Origin of the sequence: Priestia taiwanensis, from assembly GCF_014638355.1 — a bacterium.
Taxonomy (GTDB): domain Bacteria; phylum Bacillota; class Bacilli; order Bacillales; family Bacillaceae_G; genus Priestia_D; species Priestia_D taiwanensis.
The window spans coordinates 832,052-852,180 of record NZ_BMFK01000001.1; the positions used below are offsets into that span (position 1 = coordinate 832,052).

Genomic DNA, 20,129 nt, shown 5'->3' on the forward strand with positions numbered 1-20,129 from the left:
AGGAGCAATGAAAAATGAGTAAATTAGTACAAGATATCGTACAAGTTGTAACGTTAAACGCACCAATTGAAAAAGTATGGGCAACTGTTTCCACGTCAGAAGGAATTGCTACGTGGTTCATGCCAAATGATTTTCGACCAGAAGTCGGAGCTGAATTCCATGTACAATCACCATTCGGTCCTTCACCTTGTAAAGTACTAGAACTAAATCCACCGAATAAATTAGTATTTTCATGGGATGTATCTGGTTGGATTGTTTCCTTTGAATTAAAAGAAATAGATGGGAAAACAGAATTCACATTAACGCATGGTGGATGGGGACGAGAAGATGAAATGGTTCCAAAAGCACAAGCAGATCAGAAAACAATCCGTGACAGAATGAACATGGGATGGAACAAGATTGTACAAGAAGGTTTGCGAAAGGCTGTTGAATAATCATGTCTACGGCTAAAAAACATGATGTTTTTCAAGCAATAGCCGATCCAACACGACGTAGTATCCTTAAATTATTGGCAGAAAAGGAATTACCGATTACGGAAATAAGTGACCATTACCCAATGAGTCGTACAGCTGTCTCAAAGCATTTAACAATTCTTTCTGAAGCAGATCTTGTGCGTGCAAGGAAAGTCGGAAGAGAGAAGCGATATAGCTTACATCCAATACCGTTAGCAGAACTAAAAGAATGGTTATCCTTTTACGAACGCTTTTGGGAGAATAAAATATCGATGCTTAAGCATATAGTTGAAGATGGGAATATCAATGAAATAACAATTGTCGATAAAAAGAATGATGCAGAATAAATGCCAACTAGGAAGGACAGAAACAAATTGTTTCTGTCTTTTTTATTCAACTTAAATATAATTTTATTATGTAAACAATGTTTGTAATTCATTTTACGTGTCAAATTTAAAGGAATCATTTACAGTTGTACTAATAATTATGAAATTAAGAATAAATGGAGGCGTAACAATGAAGCTTAGTACGTTACAAAGAGGAGATGCAATTGGTATTTACTCTCCATCATCACCTGCAACATACACAGCACCAAAACGATTTGAACGAGCAAAGCAATTTTTAAAGGAGAAGGGATTTACTATCGTAGAAGGTACTTTAACAGGGAAGCATAATCACTATCGTTCTGGTAGTATTCAAGAGCGAGTCGAAGAATTAAATGAACTAATACGTAACCCAGAGATAAAATGTATCATGTCGACGATAGGTGGCATGAATTCTAATTCCTTATTACCGTATATCGATTACGAAGCATTTAAAAAGAACCCCAAAATTATGATTGGCTATTCAGATGTAACGGCCATCTTACTTGGTATTTATGCAAAAACAGGGATTCAGACGTTTTATGGCCCTGCATTAGTTCCTTCATTTGGCGAGTTTGAACCATTTGTTCATGATACGTATGAATATTTCCATGACATTCTAGTAGAAGAACAAGTTGTACCATATTCCTTCAAAAAACCACTGTATTGGACGGATGAACGTGCTAATTGGGAAGAAAAGACAAAAGAGAAAGAACGCATAAAAAATGATTGGATCTCTGTTATCGAAGGAAAAACAACTGGTAGATTAATAGGAGGTAATTTAAATACGATAGGAGGTATTTGGGGGAGTGAGTATATGCCAGAAATAAAGAAAGGCGATATTCTTTTCATTGAAGATACGATGAAAGATGCCGCTACAATTGAACGAAGTTTTTCGTTATTAAAGGTGAATGGAGTATTTGAGAAGGTATCGGGTATTATCCTTGGAAAACACGAGCAATTCATCGATAATGGTACGAATAGACAGCCATATGAAATTTTATTAGAAGTATTAGGAGATACGAAGATCCCGTTTCTAGCAGACTTCGATTGTTGCCATACACATCCGATGTTAACTGTTCCGATAGGCAGTAAAGTAGAACTAGATTCAACAAATAAAAAGGTAACTATTCTGGATAAATGGTTATAAGATGATAATAATATTATGTAAACTATTAAATATAGGGAGGTGAATAAATGGCGATAGTATGGGCAACAAACAATGATCTTGAATGGATAAATGAGCAATATAAGAAAGTTGATTTTATGCCAAGTTATCTTGAAAATGAACGAATTGCTATTGTGACATACAAGGAGGAATATGCAGGCCTTGGAAGGATTTTGTATGTAAATGAGGACGAAGCTGAGATTGGTGGAATCTATGTTTTAGAAGCATTTAGAGGGATTTCCCTTGCATATGAATTAGTTGATTCTTTAGTACAAGAAACGAAGAATAGTAACTTGAAAGAAGTATATTGTCTACCGTTTGAAGAGCTGCGTTCCTTTTATGAAAAGTTTGGTTTTAAAGAAGTTGATTACAAGCATAAAACGATTAACAATATCATCATAAAGAAGTATCACTGGTGTTTGGATCACTATGACAAAAAAGTACTGTTGCTTACATTATGAGGAGAGTGATGTCATGATTTCAATAAGAGAATTAAGAAACAAAGAACTTGATTTTCTCATGGATATGCACTATGAATCTATTCATATTGAACAAAATAAACCACCGAAAGAAGAATTACTTCATACTCCTGCGCTGAAGAAATACAATGAAGATTGGGGAAGAATTGGTGATAAAGCTTTAGTAGCCGTGAAGAATAATGAACTAGTAGGAGCTGTATGGTACCGGCTATTTGATGAACCGAACAAAGGATATGGTTTTATAAATGACAGCACACCAGAGCTAGGCATTGCGATTTTACCTGCATTTCGACAGCAAGGTATTGGACATCTGTTAATGAAAGCAATGATACAAGAAGCACGACTAGATGGATATTCGGCACTGTCATTGAGTGTTGATTCGAAAAATAAAGATGCTATTCGTTTATACGAGAAGTTAGGCTTTGAACGAGTTGGAATAGAGGGGACCTCTTGGACAATGAAAAGAATCACAATAAGTGAAGGTGATTTTTGATGAGAAAAATTATTATACTAGGTATTTTGTCTATGATGCTCGGCGTTTTCTTTGGATGGGCAAAAGAAGGTGACACAGAAGCGACTAACAAAGAAGTCATTAATAAGAATCCTCAAAAAGTAATAGAAGATTATTTTAAATATAAGAACGAACGGAATGTCGAGAAATTAAATGCTTTGTATTATGAAGAAATAAGTGACTTTAGGCTTGATAATGTAGAATCAATTAAACTGCGCTATATTAAAGAAGACGTAACGAATCGCATGACAGAAGGCTACTTGAAATACGGTCCTGGAAAAACGCAAGGTATTACAAAAGAAAATATCAAGGCATATGATGTAACCTATGAAGTTACGTATAAGGATGAAAACATTGAACCTTTGACAAATGGAGTACATGATATATCCTTTGTAGTTATCCGTGACAGCGAAGATAGTCCTTGGCTAATCGGTGGGCAAGGGCAATAATATTATTATGTAAATAACTGCACCCGAAGAGTGTAGAATAAAATATTCTTATTTTTCAGATAATAATGTATAATATATAAAATATACATTAGCTAGAAGATAAGGATGGGGATAAAATGGACAAAGTAAAGGTAGAAGATATTCTTGTTGCATACAATCAATTAAAAGACGTCGTTCGAAAGACACCTCTTGAATATAACGAAGTATTGTCAAATCGTTATAAGTGTAACGTGTACATAAAGCGTGAAGATTTACAGATTGTACGTTCATTCAAAATTCGTGGTGCATATAACTGTATTAAATCATTACCAGATGTAGAACTAGAAACAGGCGTTGTCTGTGCAAGTGCGGGCAATCATGCTCAAGGTGTAGCATATACGTGCAACTTACTACGTATTCCAGCGAAAATCTTTATGCCAACGACGACACCAAATCAAAAAGTTTCACAAGTAAAATTCTTCGGCGGTGATGCAGTAGAAGTAATCCTCGCCGGTGATACATTCGATAGCTCATTTTACGAAGCAATGAGCTATTGTAAAGAACATCATATGACATTTATTCATCCATTTGATGATATGAACGTCATTGCAGGACAAGGAACAGTTGGATTAGAAATTTTGCATGACGCAGAAAAGCCAGTAGATTATGTATTCGCTAGTATTGGTGGTGGTGGGCTATCAGCTGGTGTAGGAACATACATGAAAAGTGCAAGTCCGCTAACAAAAGTAATTGGTGTAGAGCCAGCTGGAGCTGCTTCCATGCAAGCATCGTTTGATCAGAATGAAGTTGTGACATTAGAAGAAATTGATAAATTTGTGGATGGTGCCGCAGTAAAGCAAGTAGGGAAGCTTACCTTCCAAATATGCCAAGATGTATTAGATGATATTATTATCGTTCCAGAAGGAAAAGTGTGTACAACTATCTTAGACTTATATAATCAGTCGGCTATTGTAGCAGAACCAGCTGGGGCGCTTTCTATTGCTGCATTAGACTTTTATCAAGAAGAAATTAAAGGGAAGAACGTTGTATGTATCATTAGTGGTGGAAATAATGATATTGATCGTATGCAAGAAATGAAAGAGCGTTCGCTTATTTATGAAGGAATGAAACATTATTTCATCATTAATTTCCCACAACGTGCAGGTGCACTTCGTGAATTTCTTGATAACGTATTAGGACCAAATGTTGATATTACTCGCTTTGAATATACGAAAAAGACGAATAAATCAAGTGGACCAGCATTAGTAGGTATCGAATTACAACATAAGCATGATTACAAAGCATTAATTGACCGAATGGAAACATATCGAATTCAATATACGGAAATTAATCATGATCCTACATTATTCAACCTTTTAGTCTGAATAGGTTGACTCAAAGTTCCGGAATTGGATATAATACGTACAATATATAAAGGTATTGAAGAGAAGAGTAAGGTGGATTATTTCTTTTTCAGAGAGCTTCTAACTGGTGTGAGGAAGCAAAGAAAAACCAACCTGAACATGGCCTCTGAACCGCGTACTGAATGTATCAAATTGATATAAGTAGGCTGCGCCGAGATTTGACCCTCGTTATCAAAGTCAGAGTATCGAATCGTTGCATTCCGTACTTATAGAGGTTCATCATGTGAATGGTGAATAAACCAAGGTGGTACCACGAGCAAAAGTCTCGTCCTTAACAAGTAATTGTTGAGGACGAGACTTTTTTTATTTTACAAAATAATAGGAGGTTTTTTAAGATGAATATTTTTATTGGAGGAGCTTGGCCATACGCAAATGGTTCCCTACATTTAGGTCATATTGCGAGTTTGTTACCTGGGGATATTTTAGCGAGATATTATCGTCAGAAAGGTGATAACGTATTATATGTATCAGGAAGTGATTGTAATGGTACACCTATTACAATTCGTGCGAAAGAAGAAGGAGTATCAGTAGAAGAAATCGCAACTCGTTACCATGAAGAATTTGAGCGATGTTTTGCGTTACTTGGTTTCTCATATGATTGTTATAGTCGAACAGATGATATACAGCATCATGAAATTGTTCAAGAGATTGTTAGAACACTTCATCATAATAATCATTTATACAAAAAAGAAATAGAGCAGGTATATTGTGATACGTGTACACAATTTCTCCCAGATCGTTATGTAGAAGGGATTTGTCCACATTGTAGGAATAAAGCGCGTGGCGATCAATGTGATGATTGTTCTGCCATTCTTGATCCAGTTGAGTTAATTGATAAGACGTGTAAACTATGTGGAAACACCCCAACGATACAAGAGAATGAACATTTATACTTCCGCTTATCTACGTTTCAGCAAGAATTAGAGCGATACGTACAAGAACGAAAAAAAATAGGTGCATGGCGAGACAATGCAATCCAACTAACCGAGCGTTATGTAAAAGAAGGGTTACATGATCGGGCTGCGACACGTGATTTACCAGTAGGTGTTTCTGTTCCAGTTGAAGGTTTTGAGGAAAAGAAAGTATACGTATGGATTGAAGCAGTTGCTGGCTATTATTCAGCAAGTAAGAGATGGGCCGAACGTACTGGAAATGATGTCATACCATTTTGGAACGGAGCAGCCAAAAGGTATTATGTACACGGTAAGGACAATATCCCGTTCCATACAATTATTTGGCCAGCAATCCTTCTAGGGATAGAGGGCGAAGCATTACCAACACATATTGTATCGAATGAATATTTAACCATAGAGAAGAAAAAGTTATCAACGAGTCGTAACTGGGCTGTATGGGTTCCTGATATGGTAGAACGCTATCATCCAGATTCTATTCGCTACTTCTTGACGATAAATGCACCAGAAGGACGTGATACAGACTTTTCCTGGCGAGAATTTATATACAGCCACAACAGCGAATTACTTGGAGCGTTTGGGAATTTTGTGAATCGTACACTGAAATTCATGGAGAAGTATTACAGCAATACGATTCCACAAGGGAAGATGGATGCAAACTTGGAACAAACAATTAAAAACTTATATCAAGAAACTGGCCAAGAATTAGAACGTACACATGTGAAAAAAGCACTCGAAAATATTTTTACTTTCATTCGCCAAGCAAACAAATATTTTGATGAGAGGCAACCATGGAAACAGATAAAAGATGCGAAGGAAAGCTGTGATAACACAATATTTACATGTGTCCAAATAATTGCAAATCTGTCGCAATTATTAGCCCCATTTTTACCTTTTTCTACAGCAGAAATCCAACATATTCTCCGTATAGAAAATCTAGTATGGAGATATATCCAAATAGAAGAGAAGCAAATCCCGAACATTACTATCCTATTTGAACGGATTGATATAGGAAAAATCGAAGAAGAGCGAAGAAGATTAGAAGAAAAGTAACAAAAACAAAGGAAAAAGCAGAAATAAACGATGTTTTTACCTTTGACTATACATCTGCTCATTGACCGTACTACATATTTGGGGTATAATTCAGAAATCTTAGTTTTTATTTAAATTTTCTGATAAGTTCATAATAGGAGGAAATTTACGTGAGCAGAGTATTCAATTTTTCAGCTGGCCCATCTATGCTACCACTACCAGTCTTAGAAAAGGCACAGCACCAATTACTCAACTACGAAAATACAGGTATGTCTGTAATGGAAATGAGCCATCGCTCAAGTGCGTATATGAACATAATAGAAGAAGCAGAACAATTGTTACGCACACTAATGAACATTCCACAAAACTATAAAGTACTATTCCTTCAAGGTGGAGCCTCTTTACAGTTTTCAATGATACCTCTCAACTTATTAACAACAAGTAAAAAAGCAGATTTCATTCACACAGGAACATGGTCGAAAAAAGCCATCGCAGAAGCAAAGAAATACGGTAATGTTCGAGTTGTCGCGTCTTCAGAAGATAAAAATTTCTCTTATATTCCTAACCTAACAGACATGACATGGGATGATGACGCTGACTATGTGCATATTACAACAAACAATACAATTGAAGGCACACGTTTTACTAGCTTGCCAGATACAAAGTCTATTCCACTCGTAGCGGATATGTCATCAAATATTTTATCCGAGCACTACGATGTACCGAAATTTGGCTTAATCTATGCTGGCGCACAGAAAAACATCGGACCAGCAGGGTTAACAGTTATCATTGTCCGAGAAGATTTGATAGGAAAAGCAGGAGCGGATTGTCCAGTTATGTTGGATTATTCAACGCACGTGAAGGCACAATCTATGTATAATACACCACCAACGTATAGCATTTACATCGCGAAGCTAGTATTTGAGTGGTTACGAGATTTAGGTGGCGTTCAAGAAATAGAAAAGCAAAACCATGAAAAAGCGAAATTACTATATGGCTTCATCGATGAATCTGCACTATTTAGCTCTCCAGTGGCGGTAAAAGATCGTTCCCTTATGAATATCCCGTTCACAACGCCATCAGACGAACTAAACAATCAATTTTTGAAAGAAGCAAAAGTTAATGGGCTAGAAAGCTTAAAAGGACACCGTTCTGTAGGTGGGATGCGCGCAAGTATATACAACGCAATGCCAATAGAAGGCGTTCAAGCATTAGTAGATATCATGAAAAAATTCGAATATAACAATCGTTAACTATAGGGGGATCTGCACGTGTTTCATATTCAAACGTTAAACAATATTGCACCTTGTGGTGTGAATGTATTTCCGAAAGATCAATATGAAGTAACGAACAACCACGAAAATCCAGATGGCATTCTCGTTCGTAGTTTCTACATGCATGATTTAGACCTACCTACTAACTTGAAAGCAGTAGCTAGAGCAGGGGCGGGAGTAAACAATATTCCGACTGAAGCGTATGCTGAAAAAGGAATTGTTGTCTTTAATACACCAGGAGCAAATGCAAATGCGGTGAAAGAACTTGTTATTGCGAGTTTGTTACTATCTTCTCGAAACTTAGTGGACGGTGTACTATGGGCGAAATCGCTACAAGGAAACGGAGAACTCGTTCCACAATTAGTAGAAGCTGGTAAGAAAGAGTATGTCGGAACAGAGTTGCGAGGCAAAACAGTCGGTATTATCGGACTTGGTGCAATTGGAGCACTAATTGCTAATGACTTATTAGCGCTTGAAATGGATGTTATGGGATATGACCCATATGTCTCAGTAGAAACGGCATGGGCATTATCTCGCAATGTACAACGTGCAACGACATTAGAGCAATTATATGCAACGTGTGACTACATTACTGTGCATGTTCCATTAAATGAACAAACAAAAGAAATGTTCAATAGAATGACGTTTTCACAAATGAAAAAAGGAATGCGCATTTTGAATTTTTCTCGTGGAGAATTGGTTGATGAAAAAGCATTGCAAGAGGCGATTGAAGATGGTACAGTGGCGACATATGTAACGGATTTCCCAAACGATAATGTTCTAACCATGAAAAATGTTATTCCAATTCCACACCTTGGTGCTTCTACGTATGAATCAGAAGAAAACTGTGCATTAATGGCTGCAAAGCAACTGAAAAGCTTCTTAGAAACGGGGAACATTCGTCATTCCGTCAACTATCCAAATATTGAATTACCGTATATCGGAAAGCGTCGCATTACAATTGCACACAAAAATATTCCGAACATGGTCGGACAGATTACGAGTGTACTAGCTGCAAATAACATTAACATTGCGAACATGATTAATGGTAGTAGAGGTGCATTTGCATATACTATTATTGATATTGATAATCACTTAAATGAAGAGATTCATTTAGATAAAATTCATGCGATTGAAGGAATTATTGCAGCAAGGGTTCTTTAAAGAAAGGAATGGTGTTTAGTGGTAACAGTAAAACCTTTTAAGGCAATTCGCCCTGTACGGGAGCTTGCCGCACAAGTAGCAGCATTGCCATACGATGTATTAAATAGTGACGAAGCACGTGAAGTAGTAAAGGACAATCCTTATTCATTTTTACATGTAGATAAAGCAGAAGTAGATTTAGATTCTTCTATTTCACTGTATGACGACAAAGTATACGAGAAAGCAAAAGAAAACTTACAGACGTTAATAGAGAAACATATTCTTGTCCAAGATACAGAAGAGTCCTTATACATTTATCAATTAACAATGGATGGACGTACACAAACTGGACTTGTTGGGTGTACGTCTGTCGATGAATATATGGAAGGTGTCATTAAGAAACATGAACATACGCGCCCAGAGAAGGAAGTAGACCGTATCCGCCATGTTGATACGTGCGATGCGCATACAGGACCTATTTTCTTAACGTACCGAGAAAAGAAGCAAATACAAAATGTACTAAACGAATGGATACAAACAAATCAACCAGTCTATGATTTCACTGCAGATGATAGTATCACACATACAGTATGGGTGATAGATGATAGAAAAGTCGTAGAAACAATTACGTTAGCATTCTCAGATGTGGATTCTCTATACATTGCTGACGGTCATCATCGCTCAGCCTCTGCGGTAAAAGTTGGCTTAAAACGTCGTGAACAGCTAGGTAATTATACGGGGGACGAACCGTTTAATTACTTTTTATCTGTCATGTTCCCGGATAACGAATTACACATACTAGATTATAATCGCATTGTTTCTGACTTAAACGGCTTATCTGTATCACAATTCATTGAACAAGTATCGAAAGCATTTACTGTCAAAGAAGCAATATCAACACCATACAAATCGGTAGAACAACATACATTTGGTATGTATGTTGATGGGAAGTGGTACGAATTACAAGCAAAAGAAGGAACATTTGATGGAATTCATCCTGTTGAACGATTAGATGTTTCTATTTTACAAAACACATTACTAACACCTATATTAGGCGTGCAAGATTCTCGTAGTGATAAGCGAGTTGACTTTGTTGGAGGGATTAGAGGGTTAGGAGAATTAGAAAAGCTTGTTGACTCAGGAAAAGCTGCCGTAGCATTCTCAATGTATCCAACAGCAATCCAAGATTTATTTGCCATTGCAGATGCGAAGGAAGTAATGCCACCGAAATCAACATGGTTCGAGCCAAAATTACGTAGCGGACTATTTATTCATTCATTATCAGAATAAGAAGAGTTATGCACCCACCGTTTCCCAATGAAGCCGTGGGTGTTTTATTTTGCTCGTACAAAGAGAATAAAATGGTGTATGATTGTATGTACTAGTTAGTTTGCAAGTTGAGAGGAGTTTTGGCATGTTTGATAGTACAACGTTGTCTATGTTCCTAGTAACAGCTATTGTGTTAATTATTATCCCTGGACCAGACCTAATTTTCACTATTACTCAAGGCATGTCCAATGGTAGAAAAGCGGCACTAGCTACAGCATTAGGATTAAGCTTCGGAAATATTGTACATACACTTGCCGCAGCGTTTGGTTTGTCTCTTATCGTACAAACATCTGTTGTTGTTTTTACAATATTTAAAACAGCTGGGGCGCTTTATTTATTTTACTTAGCATACGGAGCATTCACACATCGCCGCGATGCAATGAATATGGAGAGTCAAACGAAGAGTAACGCAAAAGCATTGTTTTTCCGAGGTTTACTTATGAATATTTTAAACCCAAAAGTGGCAATCTTCTTTTTAACGTTTTTGCCACAGTTCATTAATTACGAAGATGAGAATGTACCCGCACAGATGATGATACTTGGATTTATCTTTATCGTATTAACAGCTATTATCTTTGGACTATTAGGATACTTTGCCGGATTTTTCCGAGATCGCTTTCTAGCGAAATCGCAGTTTAATATGTACATGAATGTAACAGCGGCGGTTATTTTTGTTTTACTTGGAATAAAGTTACTGACTACGTCGATGTGACAGAAAAGACCTCAATTAAGAGGTCTTTTCTTATGTATTTCTATTTATCGATTCCTAAAATCACGTGTTTCGTGTACAGAAATTGACAATAACTATTTCAGCTAAGATGCTAAGGTAGTAAGGATAACTCCAATGCCATTCACAGTCCCATGTATAATGATAGCTGGAACAACGGATTGCGTCTTCTCGTATGTCCAAGTAAAAACTAAACCAGATAAAAAATTAACTGGTAAGGTGTTATAAGTCGGAATGTGCACGAGCATGAAGATTAGTGAACTCGTAATCATTCCTGTCATAACTCCATATCTCATACGAATCCAGCGGTACAAGAAGCCACGATATAAGATTTCTTCGTATACAGGTGAGATAATACTTGCTGAAACAAATGCGATAAGAAAATGAAAAGGTGTTACGTGTGATTGTATACTTTCTGTTTTACTATTTTCATGCGTTATCCCGATCATTTCCATACCAACTACAAGAATAATTGACCCAATGATAAGAAAGATAGTCCATCCGATAATAGCTTTCCAATAGTGATGTGAAAAGGATGTTAATCCAACTTCTCTCCAAGATAAATGTGATGGACGTAATGCAACGAGATATAGTCCTGTCATAAATACAATGCTCATAATTAGTCCAGTGAATGTTCCAGAGTAGAGGTTATTTTGAAAGAAATCGACAAGTACTTCTTGTAAGACATATTCAATACAGATCGGTACAACGATCAACATAAGGCTTAATACAACAACAAACTCCTTCCATGACCATAAAGTAGATTTGAAATAGACAGTATTCATTATTATTCCTCCTAATAATTGATGTGTTAAAGTAAGCATAAAAGGTTACGTAACGTGACCTGCAAGTACTTTTTTAGGAGGGATTTTATTTTGGATTATTACTCAACAGGATCAGTAGCAAAAAAGCTTCATATTACTGTTCGAACACTGCGCTACTATGATGAAATCGAACTCGCATCTCCGTCTATACGAAAAGAAAATGGTACAAGATATTACACAAATGAAGATATATTACATATTGAAAAAATCACAATCCTTAAGAATCTACAACTACCTCTATCGGAAATACAGGAGCTATTAAATAACATCACCACAGAACAGCTATTACTCGCACACAAAAAGTCATTACACGAAAAAAAGGAGCAATTAGAACTTTCACTTGCTCATACAAACGAACTATTAAATATTTCGAAGATAGAAGGACAAGTGAACTGGGAACATTTAATTCCATTAGTACGAAATGAACTACAACACAAAGAAGAAGCAGAGTGCTGGTCGGATTACTTTAGTAATGAGGAACAAAAAGCATTAGCTACTAAACTTCCAAAAATGGAACAAGATGATTCAACAATTAAAAAATGGATGAATATTATTCGGCGTATCGAATTGTGCTTGCATAAGAATATCACCCCATTTTCTCTAGAAGGGCAAATTATCGCAGAAGATGTCGTCATATTATCAGATGAAATGTTTGGCGGTGACAAGGAATTAGAACAGAAATTTTGGGAAGTACGGAAATCAGAGAACAAATCTGCATCCCTGAACTTATACCCCATTAAACAAGAAGTCATCTTATTTTTAGAGGAAGCAGTTGGAGAACAGATGCTTCATATGAATGAAACAACTAGAAATGATGAATAGAAGAGTATTATAGTGGTATAACGGAAACGAGAATGTTATAGTAAAGGCAAGATACATATATTTTTATGAAACATACTAGTTGATACACGTATTTCCACAAATCATGAAATGGTTGTACTTATAGACGAAGCAAAATGAAACGAAAAAAGGTGAGAGTTCAAATGACAATGGGAAATGTGAGAATAGAAAAAGATTTTCTAGGGACGAAAGAGGTTCCTGTATACGCTTACTACGGGATTCAAACGTTACGTGCAGTAGAGAATTTTCCGATTACAGGATACCGTATTCACTATGAATTAATAAAGGCAATTGCAATTGTAAAGAAAGCGGCAGCACAAGCGAACATGGATATTAAGCACTTATATGATGGGATTGGAAACCCAATTGTACAAGCAGCTGACGAAATTATTGAAGGAAAGCTACACGATCACTTCATCGTTGATCCAATTCAAGGTGGAGCAGGTACATCAATTAACATGAATGCAAATGAAGTTATTGCAAACCGTGCCCTTGAGATACTTGGTCATGAGAAAGGATTATACGGTACGATTAGCCCTAACACACACGTAAATATGGCACAATCAACAAATGATGCGTTCCCAACAGCAATTCATATTGCAACATTAAACGTGTTAGAGCAGTTATTAGATACAATGCATTATATGAACAACGTATTTAAAAAGAAAGCAGAACAGTTTGACCACGTTATTAAAATGGGACGTACACATCTTCAAGATGCAGTACCAATTCGTCTTGGTCAAGAGTTTGCTGCATACAGCCGTGCTCTAACACGTGATATTAAGCGTATTAGCCAAACGCGTGATCACTTATACGAAGTGAATATGGGTGCAACAGCAGTCGGTACAGGATTAAATGCAGACCCAGCGTACATTGAAAAGGTTGTTACATATTTAGCGGAAATTAGTGGATTACCACTTGTAAAGGCAGAACATCTTGTAGATGCAACCCAAAATACAGACGCATATACAGAAGTATCTGCAGCACTGAAAGTATGTATGATTAATATGTCAAAAATTGCGAACGATCTTCGTTTAATGGCATCTGGTCCACGAGCAGGGTTAGGAGAAATTTCATTACCAGCACGTCAACCAGGTTCATCGATTATGCCTGGAAAAGTAAATCCAGTAATGCCTGAGATGATTAATCAAATTGCATTCCAGGTTATCGGAAACGATCATACGATTTGCTTAGCATCAGAAGCAGGTCAATTAGAATTAAATGTAATGGAACCAGTGTTAGTATTCAACTTACTACAATCAATCAGTATTATGAATAACGGCTTCCGTGCATTCACAGACTACTGTTTAGTAGGGATTGAAGCGAACGAAGAACGTCTAAAAGAATACGTAGAAAAGAGCGCTGGTATTATTACCGCAGTTAACCCACATCTTGGATATGAAGTAGCTTCACGTATTGCGAGAGAGGCTATTTTAAATGGGAAATCAGTCCGTGAATTATGTCTACAATACGATGTGTTAACAGAAGAGGAACTAAACATCATTTTGGATCCATATGAAATGACACACCCAGGTATTTCAGGTGCTTCTTTATTAGAAGATGAACACCAACGTCCAACATCATAATGCATATAAAACCTTCTTGAATATATATTTAAGAAGGTTTTTTTATCATTTCCGACTTTGTCATGCTTTTATGCATAATTTCTCTTCCATGAAGCATAACTAACGGTGAGCCATTATTAGTTTTTTTACATGCCACAAAAGATAAAGGAGGAAATGATATGTCATTTATTTGGTCTTTAATTGTTGGTGGTATATTAGGATGGATTGCAAGTCTTATTGTAGGAAGAGATATTCCTGGTGGAATATTTGGTAATATTATTGCAGGTATCATTGGAGCATGGTTAGGTGGTTTAATCTTCGGTGTATGGGGGCCGGTTATTGGTGGATATGCAATTGTCCCTGCACTTATCGGAGCAATTATACTTATTTTCATCGTAAGCTTTATTATGCGTATGATGCGTAAATAGTCGAATAAAAGGCAAATTCCTTATATGGAGTTTGCCTTTTTTATGGAATAAAATAGTATCTCTAGCGATAAAGGCCGTTCCTTTCTTCTTTTATATTACATATATGTAAAGAGACTTGTTTTAATAGACAGCGATTTAATAGAGAAGGGAGAATCATCATAGTGGGGAAAGAAAAAAAGAATAGAAAACATGGTTGTGGCTGTGGTTGCGGGTGTGAACACGCCCATGAGCACGAACATATCCATGAACATGCGTATGAACCTGAATGGAAGAATGAATTGCGATATATACAAGAGCAACTAGATCACCAAATACAAATGCACCAACAATTTCAAGAGCAAATAATGGAGCAATTTCAAGTTAAACAAGTGCAGGAACATGTGCATAATGAATCAGAAGTAGATTTTGTTCCAGCTAGAGAAGAAATAGATACAGACATAGGCGAGGAGAGTCATTTTCCCTCTAAACATACGTACATTAACGTATGGAGTCGAGTAAATCAAGTAGTGGCGCAAAATAATTCGATTTCATTTGAAAGAAATGGCCCACTTGCTGGGGGAATTACACGTATTAATAATCACACACTTCTAATTGAAGAAGCTGGGGATTATTTAATAAGTCTTGCGATTTCATTTATTGCTAATGGTAACGTGACAGAAACAGATAGTGTTGCTTTATTCATTAACGATATTGAAATTCCATTTTCTCAAAGTCGTTTTGCATCACGAGCAACATGCGTTGACGATGTAAATCATGTTTTTCAAATTAATGGAACGGGCATTTATACCATTCCGAAGGGAACTATATTCCAAGTACGTAATGTTGGGGTGAATCAGATTGATGTTTGCTCAGCAGACGGGGCGAATAGCGCTTCTTTAACGTTAGTAAAACTGTAAAGAGAGCAATAGAAATACTAGTGAGCTTTTCGCTAGTATTTTTCTATTAAGTTACTTCATCTCCTTGTTTTTGCGACTCGAGAACACAATACGACTGTCTATCCTGAGGAACATATAGACGACGTAAAGTACCCCCTAGTAGATGAACGGAAATACGATTGTTTTCATCAATTTTTCCAGTTAATATCACCATTCACAACATATGAAATAATTGAAATCGATGGCTTATATAACGAAGATGAAGGAAAAGGATTTAAAGCATTTTAGACCTAGAATATAAACAATTACATACATTTGCTAATGGCAAAGTCAAACTGTTGACAAAGGGAAAGAAAAGATTTTTACGTTTTGCAGAAAATAAATAAGAAGCATGTAAATATTCAAGGAATTACCTGATATAGCTAAAAAGCGTGGTAGAATGGAAAGCCACACTTAAAAAAACAATAATTCAAAATGAAACCAGCATAGCCCCGTTCTAAATGTAGGATGGGGCTATGCTGGTTTCATTTTGATGTAATCTATTTCATCATACGTAAATAACTCAATAAAAATTTATTGTTTTACAATAAAGTTTTATTGAGTTATAATGTTACTTAACTTGAATATATTCATTGTAAATAGGGAGTTTTCATTAAGTATTAATGGATGTTGATTATTCTTATGTAATAGAGTCATTAGGGTCTGTAAGAAGGGGGAAAACATGATATATTTAAAAAATCTTTTTTATTTTGGTTATCATCAGGCTTTATCTTGTATTTTTCCAGTAGGTATTTTTGTAACACTAGCTGTTTCAAAGATAATCTCCATTCCTGGATTATATCGTTATGATTTTATTTTACTTATTTGTCTCATTATGCAATATCTTATGGTTAAAACAAGTTTAGAAACAAAAGAGGAATTAAAGGTAATTAGTGTGTTCCATGTTATCGGATTACTATTAGAACTATATAAAGTGAATATTGGTTCATGGTCCTATCCAGAAGAGGCGTGGACGAAGATTTTTGGAGTACCATTATACAGTGGTTTTATGTATGCAAGTGTTGCAAGTTATATTTGTCAGGCATGGAGACGATTTAATTTACAAATGAATCATTGGCCAAAATCTATTTGGACAATACCACTTGGAACGATGATTTATTTGAATTTTTTTACACATCATTTCATTTTAGATTTTCGTTGGATCTTGACTATACTACTGTTTATTGTGTTTTTTAAGACGTATGTGCAATTTACAGTACAAAATACTATATATAAAATGTCACTTCCTATTTCATTTATCCTGATTGGTTTCTTTATATGGATTGCAGAGAATATTGCTACTTTTTTTGGAGCTTGGCAATATCCAAACCAACAAGATTCTTGGAGCCTTGTCCATATTGGGAAAATTAGTTCATGGTTCTTACTAGTTGTTATTAGTATTATGATTGTGGCTCAGCTTAAAGGAGTTCATTATAAAGAGACTACAACCTCTAAAAAAGGAAAGGTTTCTAAAGTAAGTTTAAATTAGTATACGTTTAAACATTTTTTGAAAATGGAAAAGATAAATTCCTTTCATTCCCATAACCATTGCATAAAAGGAGAAAATGACACCTTACTAAAAAATAGGTGTCATTTTTAGTATGAATCAATAATCGCTCATATCATCAACAAGTCTTCTTTACTTCAATAAGTATAAAAGTTTCTTGTATTTAGTCTATTAAACTTTACTTTTATACACATTTTTTCTCAACCTAGATTTTACATTTGTTTACACAGACGTAACAAAGTTAGTTTATAATTGACATTGTATGGCTAGTAACACAGTATCTCACTTGTATAATGGGAGGATTCGTTCATGTTGCTACAAAAAGTAGAAAAAGGTGAATTATTAACGTATGTAGATCTTTGTTCAGCAGAGTTTAAACATTCATCACACGAGATGTATAAAGAAATAAGGATACATCACCCAGTGTGTCCAGTCCAGTTTTATCTTAATAAAAATGCATGGCTTTTCACACGTTATGAAGATGCGATGCAAATGTTGAAAGATCCTCGTATTAGTAAAGACTATCACACAGCATCGGTAGAAGATGAAGGCGAAGAGCTATTAGTTGCAGCTGGATTTGAGGAAAGTGAGTATTTATTTAATCACATGTTAAATGCAGACCCACCAAATCATACTAGATTACGAGCAGTATCTCAAAAAGCTTTTACACCAAAAGCAATTGCACGGCTCGAAGAAAAAATTCGACATATTGCAGACGACTTGCTGAATAAAGTGGAACTGAAACAAACAATCAATCTTGTGGATGACTATTCGTTCCCGCTACCAATTATCGTTATTTGTGACCTTCTTGGTATTCCGAAAGAAGATCGCGATAAGTTCCGAAAATGGTCAAATGCGATTATTGACTCCTCAGAAGACCCAGAACAAATAGCCGAAAATGCCATTTTATTAAAAGAATTTCTAGAATACTTACGTGCTATTACTGCACAAAAGCGTCAAGAACCACAAGAAGATTTAATTAGCACATTAATCTTTGCAGAAGAAGACGGACAACGGTTAAATGAAAAGGAAATATATTCAACATTAATGTTACTAATTGTGGCTGGTCATGAAACAACAGTAAATTTAATTACAAACACAGTCCTCGCATTACTTCAACATCCAGATCAATTTCAACTACTAAAAGATAATCCATCTCTCCTGGATTCTGCAATTGACGAATCATTACGTTTTTACAGTCCGGTTGAATTAGCGACCGAAAGATGGGCTTCTGAAGCAATGACGATTCACGGTCAAGACATCCAAAAGGGAGATCCTATCATTGTATCCATCGCTGCTGCTAATCGTGATGAAAGGATGTTTGATAACCCAGACATCTTTGATATTACGCGGAAGAACAATCGCCATCTTTCCTTTGGTTCGGGAATACATTTCTGCTTAGGTGCTATGTTAGCAAAATTAGAAGCGAAAATAGCGGTTCAGACATTGATTAATCGCTTTCCATCCATGCAACTAGCAGAAAAAGAGGTGGAATGGCGAGGTAATTATTTGATGAGAGGTTTAGAAAAATTAGAACTGCACCTTTAATTTAGATAAAAAGCCTTTTATAGCGAGGAATCCTCTCCTATAAAAGGCTTTTTTCATGAATACATAACCATTGTTTTTTGTTATGATAAAAGGATAAGAACGAGCAGGAGGAATACGATGAAAATATTTCATACGGCCGATTGGCATTTAGGCAAGTTGATTCATAATGTATATATGACAAATGATCAACAACATATATTAGATCAATTTATTACATACATAAAAGAAGAAAAGCCAGACGTTGTGGTTATTGCAGGTGACTTATACGACCGAGCAATTCCACCAATTGAAGCAGTTGAATTACTAGATGACGTATTAAAGCGAATCGTCATTGATTTGAAAACACCTGTTATTGCGATTTCTGGAAACCACGATAGTCCTCAACGACTTGATTTTGGTTCGTCTATGATGAAGGAGCAAGGGTTGTATCTTGTTGGAGAGTTACGTAATCCGCTCACAACAATTAAACGAACAGATGAGCATGGAGAAGTGCATTTTCACTTAATCCCTTATGCGGACCCTGGGAAAGTACGTTACGCATTACAGAACGAAGATATTCGTACGCATGATGATGCGATGAAAGCCATTGTTGATCAACTAGTAGAAACGATGGATAAAGACGCACGTCATGTCTTCGTTGGACATGCTTTTGTCACACCGACTGGTGAAAAAGAAGAGAATACAAGTGAATCAGAACGTCCTCTCGCGATAGGTGGTGCTGAATATGTGAATGCTAGATACTTCAAACATTTTCATTACACTGCCTTAGGACATCTTCATCAAGCTCATTTCGTCTACCAAGAGAATATTCGTTATGCCGGATCTCCAATGAAATATTCGATTTCAGAAGAAAAACATAAAAAAGGCTTTTATGTTGTAGACCTACAAGAAAACGGTGAAGTAGTACTTGAAAAGCGTTTGTTTACGCCAAAGCGAGACATGCGACGAATTACAGGAACCATAGAAGAAATTTTACAACACACACCATCAGAAGACTATGTATTTGTCACATTACAAAATGATACACCTGTCCTTCATCCAATGGAAAAAATCCGATCTGTCTATCCAAATGCGATGCATGTAGAACGTCAAATGATGAAGCGAGAGCTAGAAGAAACAGAAGAAATTATTCAACGTCATAAAATGGACGAGCTATCACTCTTTAAAGCGTTCTATAAAGAGATGAAACGTGAAGAACTATCTGAGGAAAAGGAAAATCTCTTTACTGAAGTTGTGGAAGAGATGCGAAAAAGCGAGGTGTAA

Annotated in this window: 20 protein-coding genes and 1 other annotated feature; of the genes, 19 read left to right on the plus strand and 1 reads right to left on the minus strand. The window is 36.0% G+C overall.

Annotated elements, in window-relative coordinates; all coding sequences use genetic code 11:
* Positions 1 to 14 precede the first annotated feature (14 nt).
* The 12 genes from IEV41_RS04460 to IEV41_RS04515 all read left to right on the plus strand — a co-directional run bounded on the left by IEV41_RS04460 (position 15) and on the right by IEV41_RS04515 (position 11,225).
* Positions 15 to 434, plus strand: coding sequence for an SRPBCC family protein (locus tag IEV41_RS04460; protein ID WP_188387230.1), 420 nt, complete (start codon positions 15 to 17; stop codon positions 432 to 434).
* Complete coding sequence (locus tag IEV41_RS04465; protein WP_188388675.1) at positions 434 to 799, plus strand: ArsR/SmtB family transcription factor; 366 nt, start codon at positions 434 to 436, stop codon at positions 797 to 799. The genes IEV41_RS04460 and IEV41_RS04465 overlap by 1 nt, the downstream gene beginning before the upstream one ends.
* A gap of 169 nt (positions 800 to 968) precedes the next feature.
* A complete protein-coding gene (locus IEV41_RS04470) occupies positions 969 to 1,964 on the plus strand; it encodes a S66 family peptidase (RefSeq protein WP_188387231.1) in 996 nt (331 codons plus the stop codon).
* Between the two features lie 47 nt (positions 1,965 to 2,011).
* Positions 2,012 to 2,443, plus strand: coding sequence for a GNAT family N-acetyltransferase (locus IEV41_RS04475; RefSeq protein WP_188387232.1), 432 nt, complete (start codon positions 2,012 to 2,014; stop codon positions 2,441 to 2,443).
* A gap of 13 nt (positions 2,444 to 2,456) precedes the next feature.
* Positions 2,457 to 2,954, plus strand: a complete 498-nt coding sequence (locus IEV41_RS04480) for a GNAT family N-acetyltransferase (RefSeq protein ID WP_188387233.1) — start codon at positions 2,457 to 2,459, stop codon at positions 2,952 to 2,954.
* Entirely contained in the window at positions 2,954 to 3,421 is a 468-nt protein-coding gene (locus IEV41_RS04485; protein ID WP_188387234.1) for a DUF4829 domain-containing protein, read from the plus strand. Before IEV41_RS04480 ends, IEV41_RS04485 begins: the two co-directional genes overlap by 1 nt.
* Before the next feature lie 116 nt (positions 3,422 to 3,537).
* Positions 3,538 to 4,785 (plus strand): threonine ammonia-lyase IlvA, encoded by a 1,248-nt coding sequence (gene ilvA, locus IEV41_RS04490; RefSeq protein ID WP_188387235.1) that lies wholly within the window; start codon positions 3,538 to 3,540, stop codon positions 4,783 to 4,785.
* A gap of 46 nt (positions 4,786 to 4,831) precedes the next feature.
* Positions 4,832 to 5,100: a binding site (T-box leader), on the plus strand.
* A 59-nt stretch (positions 5,101 to 5,159) separates the two neighbouring features.
* Positions 5,160 to 6,788, plus strand: a complete 1,629-nt coding sequence (metG, locus tag IEV41_RS04495) for a methionine--tRNA ligase (protein WP_188387236.1) — start codon at positions 5,160 to 5,162, stop codon at positions 6,786 to 6,788.
* A gap of 149 nt (positions 6,789 to 6,937) precedes the next feature.
* Positions 6,938 to 8,020, plus strand: a complete 1,083-nt coding sequence (serC, locus tag IEV41_RS04500; RefSeq protein WP_188387237.1) for a 3-phosphoserine/phosphohydroxythreonine transaminase — start codon at positions 6,938 to 6,940, stop codon at positions 8,018 to 8,020.
* A gap of 18 nt (positions 8,021 to 8,038) precedes the next feature.
* Positions 8,039 to 9,205, plus strand: a complete 1,167-nt coding sequence (locus IEV41_RS04505) for a 3-phosphoglycerate dehydrogenase family protein (protein WP_188387238.1) — start codon at positions 8,039 to 8,041, stop codon at positions 9,203 to 9,205.
* Between the two features lie 18 nt (positions 9,206 to 9,223).
* A complete protein-coding gene (locus tag IEV41_RS04510) occupies positions 9,224 to 10,474 on the plus strand; it encodes a DUF1015 domain-containing protein (protein ID WP_188387239.1) in 1,251 nt (416 codons plus the stop codon).
* A 124-nt stretch (positions 10,475 to 10,598) separates the two neighbouring features.
* Complete coding sequence (locus IEV41_RS04515; RefSeq protein WP_188387240.1) at positions 10,599 to 11,225, plus strand: LysE family translocator; 627 nt, start codon at positions 10,599 to 10,601, stop codon at positions 11,223 to 11,225.
* A gap of 101 nt (positions 11,226 to 11,326) precedes the next feature.
* Here IEV41_RS04515 and IEV41_RS04520 read toward each other — a convergent pair whose 3' ends face one another.
* Positions 11,327 to 12,025, minus strand: coding sequence for a CPBP family intramembrane glutamic endopeptidase (locus IEV41_RS04520; RefSeq protein WP_188387241.1), 699 nt, complete (start codon positions 12,023 to 12,025; stop codon positions 11,327 to 11,329).
* Between the two features lie 90 nt (positions 12,026 to 12,115).
* On the opposite strand from IEV41_RS04520, the gene IEV41_RS04525 reads away from it, so the two are divergent.
* The 7 genes from IEV41_RS04525 (at position 12,116) to IEV41_RS04555 (ending at position 20,129) form a co-directional block, all read left to right on the plus strand.
* Positions 12,116 to 12,886 (plus strand): MerR family transcriptional regulator, encoded by a 771-nt coding sequence (locus IEV41_RS04525; RefSeq protein ID WP_188387242.1) that lies wholly within the window; start codon positions 12,116 to 12,118, stop codon positions 12,884 to 12,886.
* A gap of 161 nt (positions 12,887 to 13,047) precedes the next feature.
* A complete protein-coding gene (gene aspA / locus IEV41_RS04530) occupies positions 13,048 to 14,490 on the plus strand; it encodes an aspartate ammonia-lyase (RefSeq protein WP_188387243.1) in 1,443 nt (480 codons plus the stop codon).
* 158 nt (positions 14,491 to 14,648) lie between these two features.
* Positions 14,649 to 14,897 (plus strand): GlsB/YeaQ/YmgE family stress response membrane protein, encoded by a 249-nt coding sequence (locus IEV41_RS04535; RefSeq protein ID WP_188387244.1) that lies wholly within the window; start codon positions 14,649 to 14,651, stop codon positions 14,895 to 14,897.
* 161 nt (positions 14,898 to 15,058) lie between these two features.
* A complete protein-coding gene (locus IEV41_RS04540; protein WP_188387245.1) occupies positions 15,059 to 15,793 on the plus strand; it encodes a hypothetical protein in 735 nt (244 codons plus the stop codon).
* Between the two features lie 700 nt (positions 15,794 to 16,493).
* Positions 16,494 to 17,300 carry a DUF817 domain-containing protein gene (locus IEV41_RS04545; RefSeq protein ID WP_188387246.1) on the plus strand — a complete coding sequence of 269 codons (807 nt, stop codon included), beginning with the start codon at positions 16,494 to 16,496 and terminating at the stop codon, positions 17,298 to 17,300.
* Between the two features lie 327 nt (positions 17,301 to 17,627).
* Positions 17,628 to 18,866, plus strand: coding sequence for a cytochrome P450 family protein (locus tag IEV41_RS04550; RefSeq protein WP_188387247.1), 1,239 nt, complete (start codon positions 17,628 to 17,630; stop codon positions 18,864 to 18,866).
* A 117-nt stretch (positions 18,867 to 18,983) separates the two neighbouring features.
* The gene (locus IEV41_RS04555) at positions 18,984 to 20,129 is read left to right on the plus strand and encodes an exonuclease SbcCD subunit D (protein ID WP_188387248.1); all 1,146 of its coding nucleotides are present in this window, start codon (positions 18,984 to 18,986) and stop codon (positions 20,127 to 20,129) included.

Bases quoted from the DNA above. Each gene is read 5' to 3' on its own strand.
- IEV41_RS04550 (WP_188387247.1), top strand. From the start codon at position 17,628: ATGTTGCTACAAAAAGTAGAAAAAGGTGAATTATTAACGTATGTAGAT.
- IEV41_RS04515 (WP_188387240.1), top strand. From the start codon at position 10,599: ATGTTTGATAGTACAACGTTGTCTATGTTCCTAGTAACAGCTATTGTG.
- IEV41_RS04460 (WP_188387230.1), top strand. From the start codon at position 15: ATGAGTAAATTAGTACAAGATATCGTACAAGTTGTAACGTTAAACGCA.
- IEV41_RS04485 (WP_188387234.1), top strand. From the start codon at position 2,954: ATGAGAAAAATTATTATACTAGGTATTTTGTCTATGATGCTCGGCGTT.
- IEV41_RS04535 (WP_188387244.1), top strand. From the start codon at position 14,649: ATGTCATTTATTTGGTCTTTAATTGTTGGTGGTATATTAGGATGGATT.
- aspA (WP_188387243.1), top strand. From the start codon at position 13,048: ATGACAATGGGAAATGTGAGAATAGAAAAAGATTTTCTAGGGACGAAA.
- IEV41_RS04475 (WP_188387232.1), top strand. From the start codon at position 2,012: ATGGCGATAGTATGGGCAACAAACAATGATCTTGAATGGATAAATGAG.
- IEV41_RS04470 (WP_188387231.1), top strand. From the start codon at position 969: ATGAAGCTTAGTACGTTACAAAGAGGAGATGCAATTGGTATTTACTCT.
- IEV41_RS04545 (WP_188387246.1), top strand. From the start codon at position 16,494: ATGATATATTTAAAAAATCTTTTTTATTTTGGTTATCATCAGGCTTTA.
- IEV41_RS04520 (WP_188387241.1), bottom strand. From the start codon at position 12,025: ATGAATACTGTCTATTTCAAATCTACTTTATGGTCATGGAAGGAGTTT.
- IEV41_RS04555 (WP_188387248.1), top strand. From the start codon at position 18,984: ATGAAAATATTTCATACGGCCGATTGGCATTTAGGCAAGTTGATTCAT.
- metG (WP_188387236.1), top strand. From the start codon at position 5,160: ATGAATATTTTTATTGGAGGAGCTTGGCCATACGCAAATGGTTCCCTA.
- IEV41_RS04480 (WP_188387233.1), top strand. From the start codon at position 2,457: ATGATTTCAATAAGAGAATTAAGAAACAAAGAACTTGATTTTCTCATG.
- ilvA (WP_188387235.1), top strand. From the start codon at position 3,538: ATGGACAAAGTAAAGGTAGAAGATATTCTTGTTGCATACAATCAATTA.